Genomic DNA, 17,604 nt, shown 5'->3' on the forward strand with positions numbered 1-17,604 from the left:
GCCTGCTGCCCAATTGCGCCACTCGCCAGAATGGCGTGCGACGGTGGTAAAGTCGCGAAATTCTACCTCGCCAAGGATGTGCCACTTGCCCATAAAAACGGATGTTTGGACCGTCGGTATTGCGCCGAGCAAGCTCCCTCTGAGCCGATTGGTCAGCGAGCAGTTGCTTGAAGACATGATCCTCAACTCGCCAGGCATTCTCTCAGACGAGTGGATGCTGATAGGCAAGCAAGAAAAAACCAGTTCCGGTGGTCGCATTGATCTACTGGCGATAGCCCCCGATGGAAACCTCGTGTTGGTTGAGCTCAAACGCGACCGCACACCTCGGGACGTCGTTGCCCAGACGCTCGATTACGCTGCGTGGGTTCAAGGTTTGCAGCCTAATGAGATCGGCGCGATTTACGAGCGATTCAGGCCAGGGAATACCCTATACGCTGATTTTTTAGCTCGTTTTGGGCGTGTCCTGGACGATGACGAGCTAAATCAAAGCCATCAACTGGTCATTGTCGCTACGGAGCTAGACGCTAGCAGTGAGCGGATTGTTGAATACCTCAGCCAGCGAGATATTCCGATCAACGTGCTGTGCTTTCAGATTTTCCAAATGGGTGACCAGCAACTGTTGAGCCGGTCCTGGCTGCTTGATCCCGTTCAGACGCAAGTGAATGCGGTATCGGCGAGCGAGGGACATAGCGAGCCTTGGAACGGTGAGTTCTATTGCTCGTTTGGGGATTCAACTTCGCGCTCATGGGAGGACGCCAGAGAGTTTGGCTTTATTTCAGGTGGTGGCGGCGCTTGGTATAGCAGAACGTTGCAGCTGCTTTCGCCAGGTGATCGTGTGTGGGTGAACATTCCGCAGCAGGGTTATGTTGGCGTTGGAAGGGTACGCGGAAAGTCGACCCCGGCGAACGAATTCACAGTGACTGTTAACGGTGAGGAGCGTCCGGTGCTTGAGGTTGCCAAGCGTGCGAACTATCACGCTGAGTTTGTGGATGATCCGGAGCGGTGTGATTACTTTGTGTCGGTTGAGTGGTTGGAGACCGTGCCTGCGGGCCAGGCAGTGCGGGAGACTGGGATGTTTGGGAATCAGAATACTATTTGCAGGCCTAGGACGCAGAAGTGGCGGTTGACGATTGAGCGGTTGAAGGAAAGGTTTGCTGATTTTGATCAGGTGGTTGCGAGTATGTTGTAGCGATGCTGCAGAACCCAAAAAGCACGGTAGAGCACGCATTAAAAAGCCGGCTTGTGGCCGGCTTCTCGGGGACTGCTTCAGCTTGTTTTTGACAAACCTCACCAGCCTTCAAATCGCTCAGCCCACGTTGCGTCGGGCTGAATAGTAGGGCATCCGCGGGAACTCCTCCGCTTCGCCAGGCAAGGTGGATAGCGCGAAGCCAACCCCTGCCAAATGTGGGCGGCATGATACCCATATTCACTTCAAATGCCCACCTCAGGATCTGATTTAGAGCCTTCCCAGCCCAATAAATGCTCATCCAGCGGCACGGGCGGCCTGCGGTTATTCAACGTGGACCACCAGAACACCCAGCCCACGATCTGGAAGTTCTGTTCGAAGCGCTGTTCGTACGTCAGGTACTCGTCGGGATGTTCGCTGGCATTGTGGCTGCGCATGCGCAAACCGCCTCCCGGTCGGTTGTAGAGGTATTTGATGCGCAGCATGCCGTCGTGTTCTACCGCGTAGATTTCGCCGTCGATGATTTGGGTGCGGCCTCGGTCGATGGCGAGGGTGGCGCCTTGTTGGATGATGTCGATCATGCTGTTGTCGACCATGTAGGCGCCCAGGGCGCGGTCGGGTTTTACGTTGAGAGCCTGGAGGGTGTGCAGGGTGATGCGGACGCATTCGGTGGAGGTGAATGAGGGGTGGAGGTCGATCTCCACGTCGATTTTTCCTGGGGGGCAGGCGGGGTCTGCGAGGTAGTTACCGCGTCCTTCGCGGGTGGGTGCGGGCAGTCCTTTTCGGGTGTCCGGGCCTTCCAGCAGGAAGTTGGCCGGTGGGTGCTTGGGGCCTTCGCCGGTGCGCAGCCAACGGCTGGAGATGCACAGCAGTTCTGCGATCTCGTTGAGTCGGCCCATGGGTACACCGCGCTTGAACCAGTTGTTCACGTGTTGAGGCGTGACACCACGGTTCTTGGCGAAGTCGGAGGCGGAAAGATGAACTTCCCGTAGTAGCGCTTTTAAACGATCACCTGATGTATTCATAAACGCAGAGTTTACTGGCCGGAATTACAGATCAAATAAACCATGCGTTGAGTTGCGCGTGTAGGCCTTTGCTTAGTTGTAGCCTAATACGTCGTATTAAAGAGTCAGTTAAACGTTGTTTATAAAATGTTGAACTTGTCGTTTAATTTTTCCCACAAAAAAGCCCCGAATGATCGGGGCTTTTTCAATTGCCGAAGCAATGAGGAGCGGGTATCAGCCTTTGTAGGCAGCGACCGACTTCAGGATCTCGGCGCGGGCGGCGTCTGCGTTGCCCCAACCGTCGATCTTCACCCATTTGCCTTTTTCGAGGTCTTTGTAGTTCTCGAAGAAGTGCTTGATCTGTTCCAGCAGCAGTGGCGGCAGGTCGGTGTATTCCTTCACGTCCACGTACAGCTGGGACAGCTTGTCGTGTGGAACCGCGATCACTTTGGCGTCGCCGCCGCCGTCGTCGGTCATGTTCAGGATACCGACCGGGCGTGCGCGGATAACCGAGCCTGGGGTAACCGGGTAAGGGGTCACGACCAGCACGTCGAGGGGGTCACCGTCGTCAGCCAGGGTGTTGGGGATAAAACCGTAGTTGGCCGGGTAGAACATCGGGGTGGCCATGAAACGGTCAACGAACAGGCAGTCGCTGTCTTTGTCGATTTCGTATTTGATCGGCGCGTGGTTGGCCGGAATCTCGATGGCGACGTAGATGTCGTTCGGCAGGTCTTTGCCAGCCGGAATCTTGCTGTAGCTCATTGGGCGTTGCCCCCGTTAATTGGCCAAGAAACTTGGCCGGATTGGCCTAAAAGTGGCGGCGATTATAGGCACATTCCGCCGCCGATGCCATGCGCCAGACGTCGTACGGTCATTCGCCTTGCGGCTGATAACGCGGGTCGCTGGCTTGCAGGTGGGTGAGGCGGGCCAGGGGATCCTGGCGATAAAAGCGGCTGAGTTGGGCGTACACCTGGGGATAATGGCTGACCAGTAAATCCGGGGCGCTGAAAAAATATTCGCTGGTGACGGCAAAGAATTCCGCGGGGTTTTCGGCGGCGTAGGGGTCGATCTCGGTGTCGGCGTCCGGGTTGGCGTCCAACTGTCGGTTGAGGTCGTCGTAGGCGCTCTGCATCACGCTGGCCCATTCCTGCACGCGCATGTCGTTGTGCAGCGGCGGCAGGCCATTGGCGTCGCCGTTGAGCATGTCGAGTTTGTGTGCCAGTTCGTGGATGACCAGGTTGTAGCCTTCCCAATTGCCGCTGGCGAGCACGCCGGGCCAGGCGAGGATGACCGGGCCTTGTTGCCAGGCTTCGCCGCTGTGCTCGCCGTCCCATTCGTGTTCGATGCCGCTGCTGTCGCGATGACGCTGGGGGCTGACGAAGTCGTCGGGGTACAGCACGATTTCGTGGAAACCCTGGTACCAGTCGAGGTCGCCGAGGTTCATCAGCGGCAGTTGCGCCTGGGCGGCGAGCAGCAGGCGTTGTTCCTGGTGCAGTTCGACGCCGGGCAAGGCAGTGAGGTGTTTCTCGGCGAGGAACACCACACAGGCTTCGCGCAGCCACTGGTCCTGCTCGGCGGTGAGGCCGTCGAGGAAGGTCAGGTGGTGGCGCACCCGCTGCCAGGTGTCATCGGCAATTGGGTGCTTGGCCAGTAAGCGCTGGCGACGCCAGGCGCTGAGAGACCACATGGGCGCTTACTGCGACTTGGCTTGGGACGACGCGCGACCAAAACGGCTGCGGAACACGCCAATGATCATCGGCACCAGCGACAGCAGGATGATGAACACCACCAGCAGCGACAGGTTTTTCTTGATGAACGGCACGTTACCGAAGAAGTAGCCCAGGGTCACCAGGCCGCCGACCCAGAGGATGGTGCCCAGCACGCTGAAACCGAAGAAGCGCGCGTATGGCATTTTCGCGATGCCGGCCACGAACGGTGCAAAGGTGCGCAGGATCGGCAGGAAGCGCGCCAGCGTCACGGTTTTGCCGCCGTGCTTGTCGTAGAAGTCGTGGGTTTTTTGCAGGTAGTCGCGACGGAAGATTTTCGAGTTCGGGTTGTTGAACAAGCGTTCGCCCACCGTTCGCCCAATCACGTAGTTGGTGCTGTCACCCAGGATGGCCGCCAGCATCAGCAGGCCGCCCAGCAATACCGGGTCCATGCCACCACCTGCCGCCACGGCGCCGGCGATGAACAGCAACGAATCACCTGGCAGGAACGGCATGACCACCAGGCCGGTTTCGCAAAAGATGACCAGAAACAGAATGGCGTAGATCCACGGACCGTAATTGGTTACCAGCAGGTCGAGGTAAACGTCGAGATGCAGGATAAGGTCGAGCGGGTTGAAATCCATGGATGGCACCTGTGTGAATGGCCCGGCTCAGCAGGCCTGTGCGGAAGCTCGGGTTAATAAGGCTACAAGTGTATGCCGCATTTCTTACAACCCTGAAAGGTCCGCATTATACGGATTGGGAGGTGAAAAGCGTGTTGGTTTTGTAGCGGGGGATGTCGTGCAAAGGCATTCGCAGGCTCAACATTATCTGTAGGCGCTGGCTTGCCGGTGATAGCAGGCACCTCGGTGTATCAGCTGAGACCGAGATGATCCTATCGCCGGCAAGCCGGCTCCTACAGAAGCCTGCGTCGACATTAGATGGGGTGTTGGATCAATCTTCGCTGATCGGCAGCGTGTAGTTCTTGAACTCGGTGTCTTCGCGGAACCCGATCGACTCATAGGTCTTCTGCGCCACTTCGTTGTCGCTGCTGGTCGACACGCGCAGCCGTACCGCGTGGGTCTCCTTGGCCATTTTCTTCGCCGTGCGCATCAGGTTGTCCGCCACCAGTTGCCGGCGGGCGTCTTCGGCCACGTAGATGTCATTGAGGATCCACACGCGCTTGAGCGACAGCGACGAAAAGCTCGGGTAGAGCTGGCAAAACCCCAGCAATTTCTTGTCATCGTCATCCGCCAGGGCCAGGTAAATCACCGATTCCTTGCGGCGCAGGCGCTTTTCCAGGAAGGCCCGCGATGAGTCCGGAAAGGGCAGGGCGCCGTAGAACTCACGGTATTTGACGAACAGCGGGGTCAACAGGTCCAGGTGTTCCAGGGTCGCTTGAGTAATCCGCATGCCAGGCCTCAACTTCCAAATGGGGGATGACCACACAAGCGGCCGTGACTCGATGCTGCCTAATGGCGCGAAAAAGCGCAATCGTGCAGCGTTCAGTCATCCGGTGAACTGAGCAGGAAATTGCCTTTCATCAGGTCCGGATCATCCGATTCGATGGTCTGAACCTGCGCCTCGTCCTTGAGATTGACCCCCGACAGCTGCCGACGACACGCCTCTCGCATCAAGTAAAGCAGGCGGTGGGCGGCCATGCCGTAGCTCAAGCCTTCCAGGCGCACATTGGAGATGCAGTTGCGGTAGGCGTCGGTGAGACCCACCTTGGGGTTGTAGGTGAAATACAGGCCCAGGCTGTCCGGCGAACTGAGGCCGGGCCGTTCGCCGATCAGAATGACGGTCATCTTGGCCCCCAGTAACTGGCCCACTTCATCCGCCACCGCCACGCGGCCCTGTTCCACCAGGATGACCGGCGACAAGGACCAACCGTCAGCGCTGCTCTGTTCCTCCAGGCGTGTCAGAAACGGCAAGGTGTGTTTATGCACCGCCAGTGCCGACAGGCCATCAGCGACCACGACCGCCAAGTCCAAGCCGCCGGGGTTGGCCGATGCATGATCGCGCAGCAACTGGGCCGACTCATCGCTCAAGCGCCGCCCCAGGTCCGGGCGTTGCAGGTACATGTGACGGTCGGTGGCGGCACTGTGCAGCAACAGGCTGTCACGCCCACGCTCGGCCAACTGGCTACTGAGGCCTGCGTGGTCGAAGGGCAAATGCACCGCGTCCCGCGCCTGGGCGTGGGCGAACTGGAAATCCAGCTGCGCGCTGGTGGGGATGCTGGTGCCGGTGCGGCCCAGGGCAATACGGGCTGGCGTCAGGCGGCGCAGTTCCAGCCAAGGGTTGTCAGGCAGGTCGAGTTGCACAGGCGGCTCCTTCATCCCAATTGCGCCAAGGCTTGGCGAAACGCCGGTGGCAAGCTGTTGCCGAAGCGCACCTTGCCGTCGGCTTGCGTGAAGATGCCCATCTTGGCCAGCCACTGTTCAAACTCCGGTGCCGGCTTTAAACCCAATGTTTGGCGGGCGTACAGGGCGTCGTGGAACGAAGTGGTCTGGTAGTTGAGCATGATGTCGTCGGAGCCGGGGATGCCCATGATGAAGTTGATCCCGGCCACGCCCAGCAGGGTCAGCAGGGTGTCCATGTCATCCTGGTCGGCTTCGGCGTGGTTGGTGTAGCAGATGTCGCAGCCCATGGGCACGCCGAGCAGTTTGCCGCAGAAGTGGTCTTCGAGGCCGGCGCGGATGATCTGCTTGCCGTTGTACAGGTACTCGGGGCCGATAAATCCTACGACTGTATTTACCAGGAACGGTTTGAAGTGCCGGGCCACCGCATAAGCGCGGGTTTCGCAGGTTTGCTGGTCGACACCGAAGTGCGCGTTGGCCGACAAGGCGCTGCCCTGGCCGGTTTCGAAGTACATCAGGTTCTGGCCCAGGGTGCCGCGATTGAGGCTCAGCCCCGCTTCGTAACCTTCCTGCAGCACGCTCAGGCTGATGCCGAAACTGGCATTGGCGGCCTCGGTGCCGGCGATCGACTGGAACACCAGGTCCAGCGGCACGCCACGGTTGATGGCCTCGATGGAGGTGGTGACGTGGGTAAGTACGCAGGCCTGGGTCGGGATCTCGTAGCGCTGGATGATCGCGTCGAGCATCTCCAGCATGGCGCAGATCGAGGCGATGCTGTCGGTGGCCGGGTTGATGCCGATCATGGCGTCGCCGTTGCCGTACAACAGGCCATCGAGAATGCTCGCGGCGATGCCCGCCGGTTCGTCCGTCGGGTGGTTGGGCTGCAGCCGTGTGGATAAGCGCCCGCGCAGGCCCATGGTGCCGCGAAACTGCGTGACCACGCGGATCTTCTGCGCCACCAGCACCAGGTCCTGCACGCGCATGATCTTGGACACGGCGGCGGCCATCTCCGGTGTCAGCCCAGGCGCCAAGGCGCGTAGGGAATGTTCATCGGCCGCGTCGCTGAGCAGCCAGTCGCGCAAGCCGCCGACGGTCAGGTGGCTGACCACGCTAAACGCCTGTTTATCGTGGGTGTCGATGATCAGTCGGGTGACTTCATCGCTTTCATAGGGGATCAGCACTTCTTCCAGGAAGTGTTTGAGCGGGATATTTGCCAACGCCATCTGCGCCGCCACGCGTTCACCGTCGTTCTGTGCGGCGACGCCGGCGAGAAAGTCCCCGGAGCGGGCGGGGCTGGCCTTGGCCATCACGTCCTTGAGGCTGTCGAAGCGGTAGGTTTGAGCACCCACCGCGTGAGAAAAACTTGCCATACAGTGTCTCCTTGGCGACGCAGGCACGCGCCTGCGTCGAGGTTTACGGCTATCAGTGCAAGGCGGCCTCTGCGGCCTGGATCGCCGCGAATTCCTCTTCGGGCGTGCCCGCTACCAAGTGATGCCGGCTGTAGAAAGCAAAGTAAGCAATTAATACTCCATAGATGATCGCGGCGCCAATCACCACCCGTGGATCCACCAGAAAGCCCGCCACCACGGCCACGCAGGCCAGTACCAGGGCAATGCCGGAGGTGAAGATGCCGCCCGGCGTGCGGTACGGACGGTCCATTTTGGGGCGACGGATGCGCAGGGTGATGTGCGCGGCCATCATCAGCACGTAGGAAATAGTCGCACCGAACACCGCCACCAGGATCAGCAAGTCACCCTGGCCGGTCAGCGACAGGCCAAAGCCGATGATGCCGGGGATCACCAAGGCCAGCACGGGCGCCTTGCTCTTGTTGGTCTGGGACAGTTTGCGCGGCAGGTAACCGGCGCGGGACAGTGCGAAGATCTGCCGCGAATAAGCGTAGATAATCGAGAAAAAGCTCGCGATCAGCCCGGCCAGGCCAACCAGGTTGACGAAGCCGCCCATCCAGGTCGAGCCGCCATAGGACAAGGCCAGCGCCTCCACCAGCGGGTTGCCGGACTTGATCAGCGCATAAGTGCCGGCGCCGCCCGGTGCGATCACCAGGATCAGCAAGGCAAAACTGGTCAGCACCACAATGGCGCCGATCAGGCCGCGCGGCAGGTCGCGCTTGGGGTTCTTGGTTTCTTCGGCGGCCAGGGGCACGCCTTCTACGGCGAGGAAGAACCAGATGGCATAGGGAATCGCCGCCCACACACCCACGTAGCCAAACGGCAGGAAGGTGCTGGCGCCCTTGGCTTCGGTCACCGGGATGTCCAGCAGGTTGGCGACATTAAAGTGCGGCACCATCGACACCAGGAACACGCCCAGGGCAATCGCGGCCACGGCAGTAATCACAAACATCAACTTCAAGGCTTCGCCGACGCCGAAGATGTGGATGCCGATAAAGATGATGTAGAACGCCAGGTAGATCATCCAGCCGCCGATGCCGAACAGCGACTCGCAATACGCGCCGATGAACACCGCGATGGCGGCGGGCGCGATGGCGTATTCGATCAGGATCGCGGTGCCGGTGAGGAACCCGCCCCAGGGCCCGAAGGCGCTGCGGGCAAAGCCGTAGCCACCGCCGGCGGTGGGGATCATGGAAGACAGTTCGGCCAGGGAAAAACACATGCACAGGTACATGGTGGCCATCAGCAAAGTGGCGAGGAACATCCCGCCCCAGCCGCCTTGGGCCAGGCCGAAGTTCCAACCGGCGTAGTCGCCGGAGATCACGTAGGCGACGCCAAGGCCGACCAGCAGCACCCAGCCGGCAGCACCTTTTTTCAATTCGCGTTGTTGGAAGTAGTCGGTGCCGACTTTTTCGAAGTCGACGGAGGATCCAGTGGGTTCGCTAGGCATTGGAAAGTACCTTCCATTCTTATTGTTTTTAACTCGGCCTCTGTGTGCCGAATGAGGTAGCAGCTACTTGCGAAGTTCAAATGTGGGAGCTGGCTTGCCTGCGAAAGCGTTTGGTCAGCCAACACCTACTTGGCTGATACACCGCTTTCGCAGGCAAGCCAGCTCCCACACTTGATCTCATTTCAGGTGGAGAGCGGGTCGCCTGCTAGGAGGCTAAGTTAGAAGAAGCCCAGCGGATTAATGTCGTAGCTCACCAGCAAGTTCTTGGTCTGCTGGTAGTGATCCAACATCATCTTGTGCGTTTCACGCCCCACGCCGGACTTCTTGTAACCGCCGAACGCGGCGTGCGCCGGGTACAGGTGGTAGCAGTTGGTCCACACGCGGCCCGCCTTGATCGCCCGGCCCATGCGGTAGGCGCGGTTGATGTCGCGGGTCCACACCCCGGCGCCCAGGCCGAACTCGGTGTCGTTGGCAATGGCCAGGGCCTCGGCTTCGTCCTTGAAGGTGGTGATGCTCACCACCGGGCCGAAGATTTCTTCCTGGAACACGCGCATTTCGTTGGTGCCCTTGAGCAGGGTCGGCTGGATGTAATAGCCGCCAGCCATATCACCGGTGAGCTTCTCGACCTTGCCGCCGGTGAGCAGTTGCGCGCCTTCGCCCTTGGCGATTTCCAGGTAGGACAGGATCTTGTCGAACTGCTGCTCGGACGCCTGGGCGCCGACCATGGTGTCGGTGTCGAGCGGGTCGCCACGTTTGATCGACTCGATCTTCTTCATCACGACTTTCATGAAGTCGTCGTAGATCGACTCTTCCACCAGCGCGCGGGAAGGGCAGGTGCACACTTCGCCCTGGTTGAAGAACGCCAGCACCAGGCCTTCGGCTGCCTTTTCGATGAACGAAGGTTCGGCTTTCATGATGTCGGCGAAGAAGATGTTCGGCGACTTGCCGCCCAGTTCCACGGTGGATGGAATGATGTTCTCGGCCGCCGCATGCATGATGTGCGAGCCCACGGGCGTGGAGCCGGTGAAGGCAATCTTGGCAATGCGCTTGCTGGTCGCCAGCGCTTCGCCGGCTTCCTTGCCGAAACCGTGCACCACGTTCAGCACGCCCGGTGGCAGCAGGTCGCCGATCACTTCCAGCAGCACGTTGATGCCCAGCGGGGTTTGCTCGGCAGGCTTGAGCACCACGCAGTTACCGGCGGCCAGGGCCGGGGCGAGTTTCCATGCGGCCATCAGCAGCGGGAAGTTCCACGGGATGATCTGGCCAACCACGCCCAGTGGTTCGTGGAAGTGGTAGGAGGCGGTGTGTTCGTTGATCTCGGCGCTGGTGCCTTCCTGCGCGCGGATGCAGCCGGCGAAGTAGCGGAAGTGGTCGGCTGCCAGCGGGATGTCGGCGTTGAGGGTTTCACGCACGGCCTTGCCGTTGTCCCAGGTTTCGGTGATGGCCAGCAGTTCGAGGTTCTGTTCGATGCGGTCGGCGATCTTCAGCAGGACCAGCGAGCGGTCCTGGGCCGAGGTTTTGCCCCAGGCGTCAGCGGCGGCGTGGGCGGCGTCCAGTGCTTTGTCGATGTCTTTGGCGGTGGAACGCGGGAACTCGGCGATAGGCTTGCCGTTGACCGGAGAGGTGTTGGTGAAATAGTTGCCATCGACCGGCGCAACGAATTCGCCACCGATGTAGTTGCCGTACTTGGCCTTGAACGAAACGATGGCGCCTTCAGTACCGGGGTGTGCGTAACGCATGGTGGGTATCTCCTGGCTCTTATGTTTATTGGGAGTGCAGCGCAACGAGCGCGTTATAAAGCGTAGAGCAAAGGTTGGGCCACTGCTTTGCGGGCCAGGTAAATCAAGGGTTTAGGGTTTGTTGCAAGGCGTTGCTGTACCAAGGGTGGTACAGGCGGTGTGACAGTTTGTGCCACCTTTGATACAGCCGGTGACCGGTGAGTCTGCCCGGGATTGCAATGGCTGGAGGCCTGGGGGATGCTGGGCGTTCTCACGCAGGGAGAATAATAAGAAATGCACAACGATCATTTTAGTCGCCATGCCCAGCAAGTCCTCACCGTGGCCCATGGTCGCGACCCATCCAGCGATCCCTCCATCGCCCGCTCCTGGCTGCGTTGTCTGGAGGACTATCACCTCGACCCTGCGCAAACCATTGCCCCCACCGTGCTGGAACACGGGCGCCTGCTGGAAAGCCGCGAGCGCCTGCAACAGGTGCTGCATATCGCCGGCAGTGAGATGAACAGCCTGCACCAGCAGCTCTCGGGCGCCGGCCATGCGGTGTTGCTGACCGATGCGCGGGGCGTGATTCTCAACTGTGTCACCGCGCCGTCCGAGCGCAAGATCTTCGAACGCGCCGGGCTGTGGCTGGGCGCCGATTGGAGCGAGGCGTGCGAAGGCACCAACGGCATCGGCACCTGCCTGGTGGAGCGCCAGTCCCTGACGATTCACCGTGATGAGCATTTTCGTGGCCGGCACACCGGGCTGACCTGTTCGGCCAGCCCGGTGTTCGACCCCCATGGTGATTTGCTGGCGGTGCTGGATGTGTCATCCGCACGGGAGGCGGTGTCGCGTCAGAGCCAGTTTCACACCATGGCGCTGGTCAATCTGTCGGCGAAGATGATCGAGAGTTGTTACTTCCTGCGGCATTTTGAAAACCACTGGTTGCTGCGTTTTCATTTGCAGGCCGAGTCGGTGGGGTTGTTCAGCGAAGGGCTGTTGGCGTTCGACGGTGAAGGCCGGATCTGCGCGGTCAACCAGAGCGCGATGAACCTGCTGGGGCAACTGCGCGGCGGTTTGCTGGGGCAACCGGTGGAAGCGTTTTTCGATTGCTCCCTGGACCAACTGCTCGGTCGAGCCAGCGCCAATGCCACGGCCAGTTGGCCGCTGCGCACCCGTGATGGACGGCCACTGTTCGCCGCATTGCGCGGTCAGTCTCGCAGCGTGCCTGCCCCCATGGCCAAGCCGGTGCCGCCTCAGTTGTCCGGCATTTGCCTGAGCGATCCGGCGCTGCAAAATGACTTTCGCAAAGCGCTGCGGGTGTTTGAGCGTGATGTGCCACTGCTCATCAATGGCGAAACCGGCTCCGGTAAAGAAGCCTTCGCCAAGGCTGTGCACCGCGCCAGTCAGCGCACCGATAAAGCGTTTGTAGCGCTCAATTGCGCCGCCATTCCGGAAAGCCTGATTGAAAGCGAGTTATTCGGCTATCGTGGCGGCAGTTTCACTGGTGCCCTCAAGGATGGCATGCGCGGTAAGCTCCAACAGGCCGACGGTGGCACTCTCTTCCTTGACGAAATCGGCGATATGCCACTGGCTTTGCAGACCCGTCTATTAAGGGTGCTGGAGGATCGCCTAGTGGTCCCCATCGGGGGCGAGCCTCAAGCCGTGGATGTCCGGGTTATCAGCGCCACGCACCGTAATTTGCATGAGCGCGTGCGGGACGGCAGCTTCCGCGAAGACCTGTATTACCGTCTTAACGGCCTGGAAATCGGCTTGCCGGCGTTACGCGAGCGCAGTGACAAGTCGCAACTGCTGGACTTCCTCCTGGGGGAGGAGGCCGGTGAGCAACCGGTCAGTGTGGAGCCCGCAGCGCGCGAGGCATTGCTGGCCTTCGCCTGGCCGGGCAATGTTCGTCAGTTGCGCACGGTATTGCGCACACTGGTGGCACTCAGCGATGACGGACGGATAGGGTTGTTGGATCTGCCCGCTATGGTGCAATGCCCCCCTGTTCAACACGCCAGCGAGTCACCCCTCGATGATGCCGAACGACAGACGTTGCTGACGGCATTAGAGCAACGGCACTGGCATATGACGTACACGGCGCAAGCGCTGGGTATAAGTCGTAATACGCTTTATAGGAAATTGCGCAAGTATAAAATCAAACGGCCTGTGGCGGTATCCAGTTAATGTAAGTGTGCCCTGAAGTAACGCTGTCTAACTCGGGTAGTGGCGATTTATCTAATAGGCTGTGGCTTGTACAGGCTGCAGGGAACTGTTTTGCTGCCGGTGACCACGTAATGAACAGAAGTCATAAGGCTTCGCTATTGGGTTTAATACCTGTTTATTATGAGGTGACGATATGCCGCTAATCAAACCACCCCCCGCTCACTTGCCCAAACCTCCGCCGGTGCCGCCTAAAGCGATTCCGCATTACGCGCCTCCAGGCAGTTCTTATAATAAGCAAGGGCAACTGGTCAATAAACAAGGTCAGTTACTCAATGACAAAGGACAGGCGGTTAATAAACAAGGTCATCTGATTAATTCGAATAACCAGCGGATCAATGCACAGGGGCAGCGGGTTAATAACAGTGGTCAGGCGATCGATAATAAGGGCCGTTTGATCAATGAAAAGGGGCATTTGATAAATACCCAAGGCAAGCTTATCAATGAGAAAAATCAACTCGTCGATACCCAAGGCCGCTTGGTCGATCACTCGGGCCGCTTGGTCAATACTGAGGGGCACTTGGTCGATAGGGACGGAAAGCGCGTCAATCGAGAAGGCTTTCTGATTGATAGCACTGGAAGACCGCTCGATAAGAACGGCAAGGTAGCAAGGGATAAGGCCAGTGCCGTCAAGGGCAATAACGAACCTCATGAACATCTGCTTCCGCCCACAATCAGCCAAAAGGTCCTCGATTGGAAGAACAAAGTGCCAGCGCCCGCTGCTACGCCTAAAATGACGATTGCGGAAGCCACGACCCGGATGATGAATGCCGAAAAAATGGTCAAGTCGGGCGTGATTCCATCGTCGCCATCTGCGGCGCGTGTCGCGCGCGATGCAGCGATCAGTGCTGGGATAACAGGGGTGGTGTCTGCGCCAATTAACATTGGGGCATATGCTGGGTCTACGGCCGCTTCCGAACAAATCAAGGCTTCGTATCTGCCTCAACCCATGATTCCGCCGACGCCCAGCGGGAAGTCAGTGGTCGAACGTCCAGAGGCGCCGGCGACCCCTGACCTCGATAAGCTCTATGCGAGAATGAATGAGGCTCAGGTCCTGGCGTTCACGGTGTCCAATCAGTCGATGGCGCTCAAGTTTGGGGATACCGAAACGGGATTCGTGCCGAATCAAAACTGGTCAAAAGATCCGCTTGAGCGTATGACCCAACTTGAGAACCTATTGGACTTCGCTGAACAGCATACGAAGGAAGTTGCCAACCAATATGAAGTTTTCTTCAAACCTCATCTGGCTATTGAACCCGCTGCCCAAGGGCTTGACGGACTGGAAAGTCGTATGGACACACTCGAGGCACGAATAGCCAAGCTGAATAAGGCACAGGCTGATATCTTGCTAAAAATGGACAAGCCTGCCAGTAAAGAGTGAACGGCTCAGTGCAGGATTTCGCTGTTGGCTTTTGCAGTGCATGTTAATTTCTCAGCGTCGATAGGGGAGGTATAGTCGACGGTCATTGGTGATAAGCCTGACGCTGAATGGAGTATCTGTGACAGGCTTTTCTGAAACATTGCCCGGTAACGCGCAATCGCTTTCGGAGGTGTCGCTATGATTTCCAATTATCTGGATTCATCACGTTTTATGTCGCTCTACCCTCAGTCTGAATCGCCGATAGATAATAAGTTTGAGGGTGCAACTCCTCCCGATATATCCAAAACTTCCCCCCCTTCACGCTATCGACGCAGTGCAGCGTCTTCTTCATCTTCACACGTGGCTGATTATGGTGGGCTGCTAACTAAAGACGTCCCTTTGGCGGCTGACGCCCAGGCCAAATTACGCCAGATAGTTGCCACTTGGAAAGCCGCTCAACCGAAAGTAAGCACTGATGACACCAGCGGTGTGCCGAGCCTTATCGAACGCTTGCGGCTTACCCTTCCTGAACCTTTACGGTCTGGTAAGGATGAACCTGAAAAAACCCTTAAAGCCATTCTCGATTCTCCAGAAGGTCTTGCGTTGGCCAGGTTACTCCAGGACAGCATCGACGCAGTACCCACGGCTACCAGCCTGCAGGAAGTACTGCTTAGCGCGCTATTGTTGGATGTGGATTCGGCAGGAGGCCTGGAGCGTAATAATCTGGCTGGGTACTCGTTGCGTCAGCCAGACAACTGGGGTTACAGCGCTGCGCAAATTGTCACGCGTTTTGAGGCGCATCTGGCCACCCGGTTCGGCGAAGCCAATGCCAAAATCATCGCTTTTCAACTGTTGTCGGTGTCCGCCCCCGAGTTTCTGGTAAAGGATCTGCCCTCGGCGCTGGTGTATGGTTCCCACCAATGGGCCACCTTCAGTGCAGCGGTGGCTCGCCAAGAGGCGAGTGACCCGGGATCGACGTCTACGAAAACCTATGCGCAGATCATGAAAGACGATGAGATAGCGCCTGTTTCGGAGCTTGAAAAGCGTCAGCAACAACTCGCTCAGATGACGGCCGTTATCGACTGGGGTATTGCCAACGGCGTCATTGTTGAAAAAAGTGATGATGCGTACCCCCCCCAGGAAGTCGAAAGCGCATTGAAGGCCATGCAAGCACAGCATAAGGCTTTGGCTGATTCCATTGATGCGCTGTCCACGCCGATGCCAACCCGACGAGAGTTGGCCCTCGTTGAGCTGCGGCGCGTGTATGGCGTCGAAAATGAAGCTTTTTTTGAGCAGAAGCTGCTGGCGAATATCCCACCGGGGTCGCCTGGCCGAAAAGCCTATTCGCTGCTGGATATTTACATGTCAGGCGACCTGGGTAAGCACTTCTGGATATCCAGCGACCTTGACTTCAATACCGTGAAAGTGAATGTAGGCTTTCCGAAGTTGCCAAACATCAAACAACAGTTTGATGAAAGCTTCGACAAATACACCCAAGGGCTCAAAGACGGTTTTGCCGCGCAGTTCAAATATCAGCTCTCATTGCTCCCGCTCGATGACCGGCGGCTGATTGAGTACGGCAAGGTCACGACATTCACCCTCCAGAAGCCCAATGCCAATCAGGGCCCGGTCAGCGTTGATCATAAAATTCAAGCGTATATACGCAGCGGCGCGGTACTTATCAGGGCTGAACGTGATGGGACGGTTTGTCATTATCTGTATTCACCGGCGATGGGCCGAATCATCAAGGATGCCGACCCTTCCAGGCCTGGCCTGCAGTTTCCAGGCTCTCGTTTGTACTTCTCGATGTCGCTGCCTGATTCGCCGGGCGGTAAAGAACCGTCGGTCACTATCCTGTGGAGCACAGTCGGTAGTACATCGCCGAAAAACGACCCGGTAGACTTTTCCGCCTATCGTATCTACCCCTCCAAATCGTTGGAGGCCGGTATACCCGGAAAGCATCCCGCCCCGCCGGCGACTTTTTTTTCGCCTAAAACCGATGAATTGTCAGCCGCTGTCGGTGCTTATTTCACGCGAGGCTTGGATGAGGCGAAAACAACAGCCAATGGCAGCACAGAGCAAGAGCGGGAAAGCGCGCGTTCAGAGGCCGTCAAGGCGTTCTTTTTAGGATTGATTCCTTTCTACAATGCGGTTGAAAGTTTTATAAATGGCAGGCCCGCTGAAGGTTTTTTCAATTTAGTGCTGGATTTGTTTGGCTTTTTTATTCCGGGGCTAAAAGGCGGGCTCCAAGGCGTCAAGTACGGTGTTAGAGCCGGATTGGGTACAACGCTGAACTTCATCAAGGGGTTTGGCAAGGCCGGCGTGAAGGCGCTTAACCCTCTAGCAGATATTTATGACGTGGGCCGTGGTGTATTTAAATTGGGTAAGGCAGGCTTTAAAAAAGTCAGCCGTCTTGGCGGGCGCGGCGGCAGTTTTGATCTTCCCCAAGTAGGCAACAATCACGGGATTGCCGAAGGCCTCTACAGGCCGTTGGGCGCTAATGGCGATGCGGTTAACGTCATCGCCGTGGAGCGCAACGGAAAATGGTATGCCTTCGACCCTGTGACTCAAACGCCATACGGCGCGCCATTGAAGGGCTTTGCCCGGCACTCTCCTTCCGCTTCTGTCGGTCCGTTCGAGCGCCGGGTAACTGAGGCGGTGACCGATGCTGGCTTAGACGCTGCTATCATTGAGATGCAAATTGCTTTCCAAAAACACTACGAGCGTCCTGCCGCACCTGACGGCGGTGTTAACCCCGGCGACGTAGAAGTAGTGGACCTGGGGCCGATAGTTGCACCCGTTGACCCCGCCCTTCGAGCTCGTCTCGACGCTGCAACGCGGGGCGCCAGTGAGTTGGGTACGTTGTCGTTGCAATTGGCGCCGGGTGTTGTGGTAGACATCCCGAAATGGTCCAGCGAACCGCTGCAGGTCGTCGACCAGTTGGAGGCTTTCCTGGCGTTGCTCGAGGAGCTCACCATTGATCTTGCACAGGCTTATGAGGTTTTTTTCAAACCGTACAAACACGAAGCCTCCGTCAGTCAGGGCAACGGCGGCGTTGCGGATCGACTGAATACAATTGAGAAAAAAATAGCTGCCATACGTGACGCGCTGACGAAGGTGCCAGCACCGCATAAACAAGCCGTCGCATAGCGTGGGCGGCTCACCTAAAGAGTGCGATTTCCCCCGCCCTGCGC

Annotated in this window: 13 protein-coding genes; 4 read left to right on the plus strand and 9 right to left on the minus strand. The window is 58.3% G+C overall.

Going from position 1 to position 17,604, the window contains the following annotated elements:
• Positions 1 to 85: 85 nt before the first annotated feature.
• A complete protein-coding gene (locus tag KHP07_RS27445) occupies positions 86 to 1,189 on the plus strand; it encodes a DUF8606 domain-containing protein (RefSeq protein ID WP_214498382.1) in 1,104 nt (367 codons plus the stop codon).
• Positions 1,190 to 1,431: 242 nt separating this feature from the next.
• Here the strand turns inward: KHP07_RS27445 and KHP07_RS27450 are convergent, their stop codons facing one another.
• The 9 genes from KHP07_RS27450 to exaC form a co-directional block, all read right to left on the minus strand.
• Complete coding sequence (locus KHP07_RS27450) at positions 1,432 to 2,211, minus strand: LexA family transcriptional regulator (protein ID WP_214498383.1); 780 nt, start codon at positions 2,209 to 2,211, stop codon at positions 1,432 to 1,434.
• 213 nt (positions 2,212 to 2,424) lie between these two features.
• Complete coding sequence (ppa, locus tag KHP07_RS27455; RefSeq protein ID WP_003219382.1) at positions 2,425 to 2,952, minus strand: inorganic diphosphatase; 528 nt, start codon at positions 2,950 to 2,952, stop codon at positions 2,425 to 2,427.
• 109 nt (positions 2,953 to 3,061) lie between these two features.
• The gene (locus KHP07_RS27460; RefSeq protein WP_078050353.1) at positions 3,062 to 3,877 is read right to left on the minus strand and encodes a M90 family metallopeptidase; all 816 of its coding nucleotides are present in this window, start codon (positions 3,875 to 3,877) and stop codon (positions 3,062 to 3,064) included.
• Positions 3,878 to 3,883: 6 nt separating this feature from the next.
• The gene (locus KHP07_RS27465; RefSeq protein WP_078050352.1) at positions 3,884 to 4,540 is read right to left on the minus strand and encodes a DedA family protein; all 657 of its coding nucleotides are present in this window, start codon (positions 4,538 to 4,540) and stop codon (positions 3,884 to 3,886) included.
• 310 nt (positions 4,541 to 4,850) lie between these two features.
• Entirely contained in the window at positions 4,851 to 5,309 is a 459-nt protein-coding gene (locus KHP07_RS27470; RefSeq protein WP_017528964.1) for a GNAT family N-acetyltransferase, read from the minus strand.
• 92 nt (positions 5,310 to 5,401) lie between these two features.
• Positions 5,402 to 6,235: an ethanolamine ammonia-lyase subunit EutC gene (gene eutC / locus KHP07_RS27475; protein ID WP_214498384.1), complete on the minus strand. Its 834-nt coding sequence runs from the start codon at positions 6,233 to 6,235 to the stop codon at positions 5,402 to 5,404.
• The gene (locus KHP07_RS27480; RefSeq protein ID WP_099491085.1) at positions 6,232 to 7,626 is read right to left on the minus strand and encodes an ethanolamine ammonia-lyase subunit EutB; all 1,395 of its coding nucleotides are present in this window, start codon (positions 7,624 to 7,626) and stop codon (positions 6,232 to 6,234) included. The genes eutC and KHP07_RS27480 overlap by 4 nt, the downstream gene beginning before the upstream one ends.
• Positions 7,627 to 7,678: 52 nt before the next feature.
• Positions 7,679 to 9,112 carry an ethanolamine permease gene (gene eat / locus KHP07_RS27485; RefSeq protein ID WP_078050349.1) on the minus strand — a complete coding sequence of 478 codons (1,434 nt, stop codon included), beginning with the start codon at positions 9,110 to 9,112 and terminating at the stop codon, positions 7,679 to 7,681.
• 218 nt (positions 9,113 to 9,330) lie between these two features.
• On the minus strand, positions 9,331 to 10,851 hold the full coding sequence (gene exaC / locus KHP07_RS27490) for an acetaldehyde dehydrogenase ExaC (protein ID WP_034109459.1): 1,521 nt from the start codon (positions 10,849 to 10,851) through the stop codon (positions 9,331 to 9,333).
• Positions 10,852 to 11,124: 273 nt separating this feature from the next.
• Here exaC and KHP07_RS27495 point away from each other — a divergent pair, with 273 nt between their 5' ends.
• The 3 genes from KHP07_RS27495 (at position 11,125) to KHP07_RS27505 (ending at position 17,560) form a co-directional block, all read left to right on the plus strand.
• Positions 11,125 to 13,014, plus strand: a complete 1,890-nt coding sequence (locus KHP07_RS27495; protein ID WP_214498385.1) for a sigma-54-dependent Fis family transcriptional regulator — start codon at positions 11,125 to 11,127, stop codon at positions 13,012 to 13,014.
• Positions 13,015 to 13,186: 172 nt separating this feature from the next.
• Positions 13,187 to 14,431 (plus strand): hypothetical protein, encoded by a 1,245-nt coding sequence (locus KHP07_RS27500; protein WP_143523122.1) that lies wholly within the window; start codon positions 13,187 to 13,189, stop codon positions 14,429 to 14,431.
• Between the two features lie 177 nt (positions 14,432 to 14,608).
• Positions 14,609 to 17,560 (plus strand): hypothetical protein, encoded by a 2,952-nt coding sequence (locus KHP07_RS27505; RefSeq protein ID WP_214498386.1) that lies wholly within the window; start codon positions 14,609 to 14,611, stop codon positions 17,558 to 17,560.
• Positions 17,561 to 17,604: the final 44 nt, after the last annotated feature.

This window comes from Pseudomonas sp. VS40 (genome assembly GCF_018587885.1).
GTDB lineage: Bacteria > Pseudomonadota > Gammaproteobacteria > Pseudomonadales > Pseudomonadaceae > Aquipseudomonas > Aquipseudomonas pergaminensis.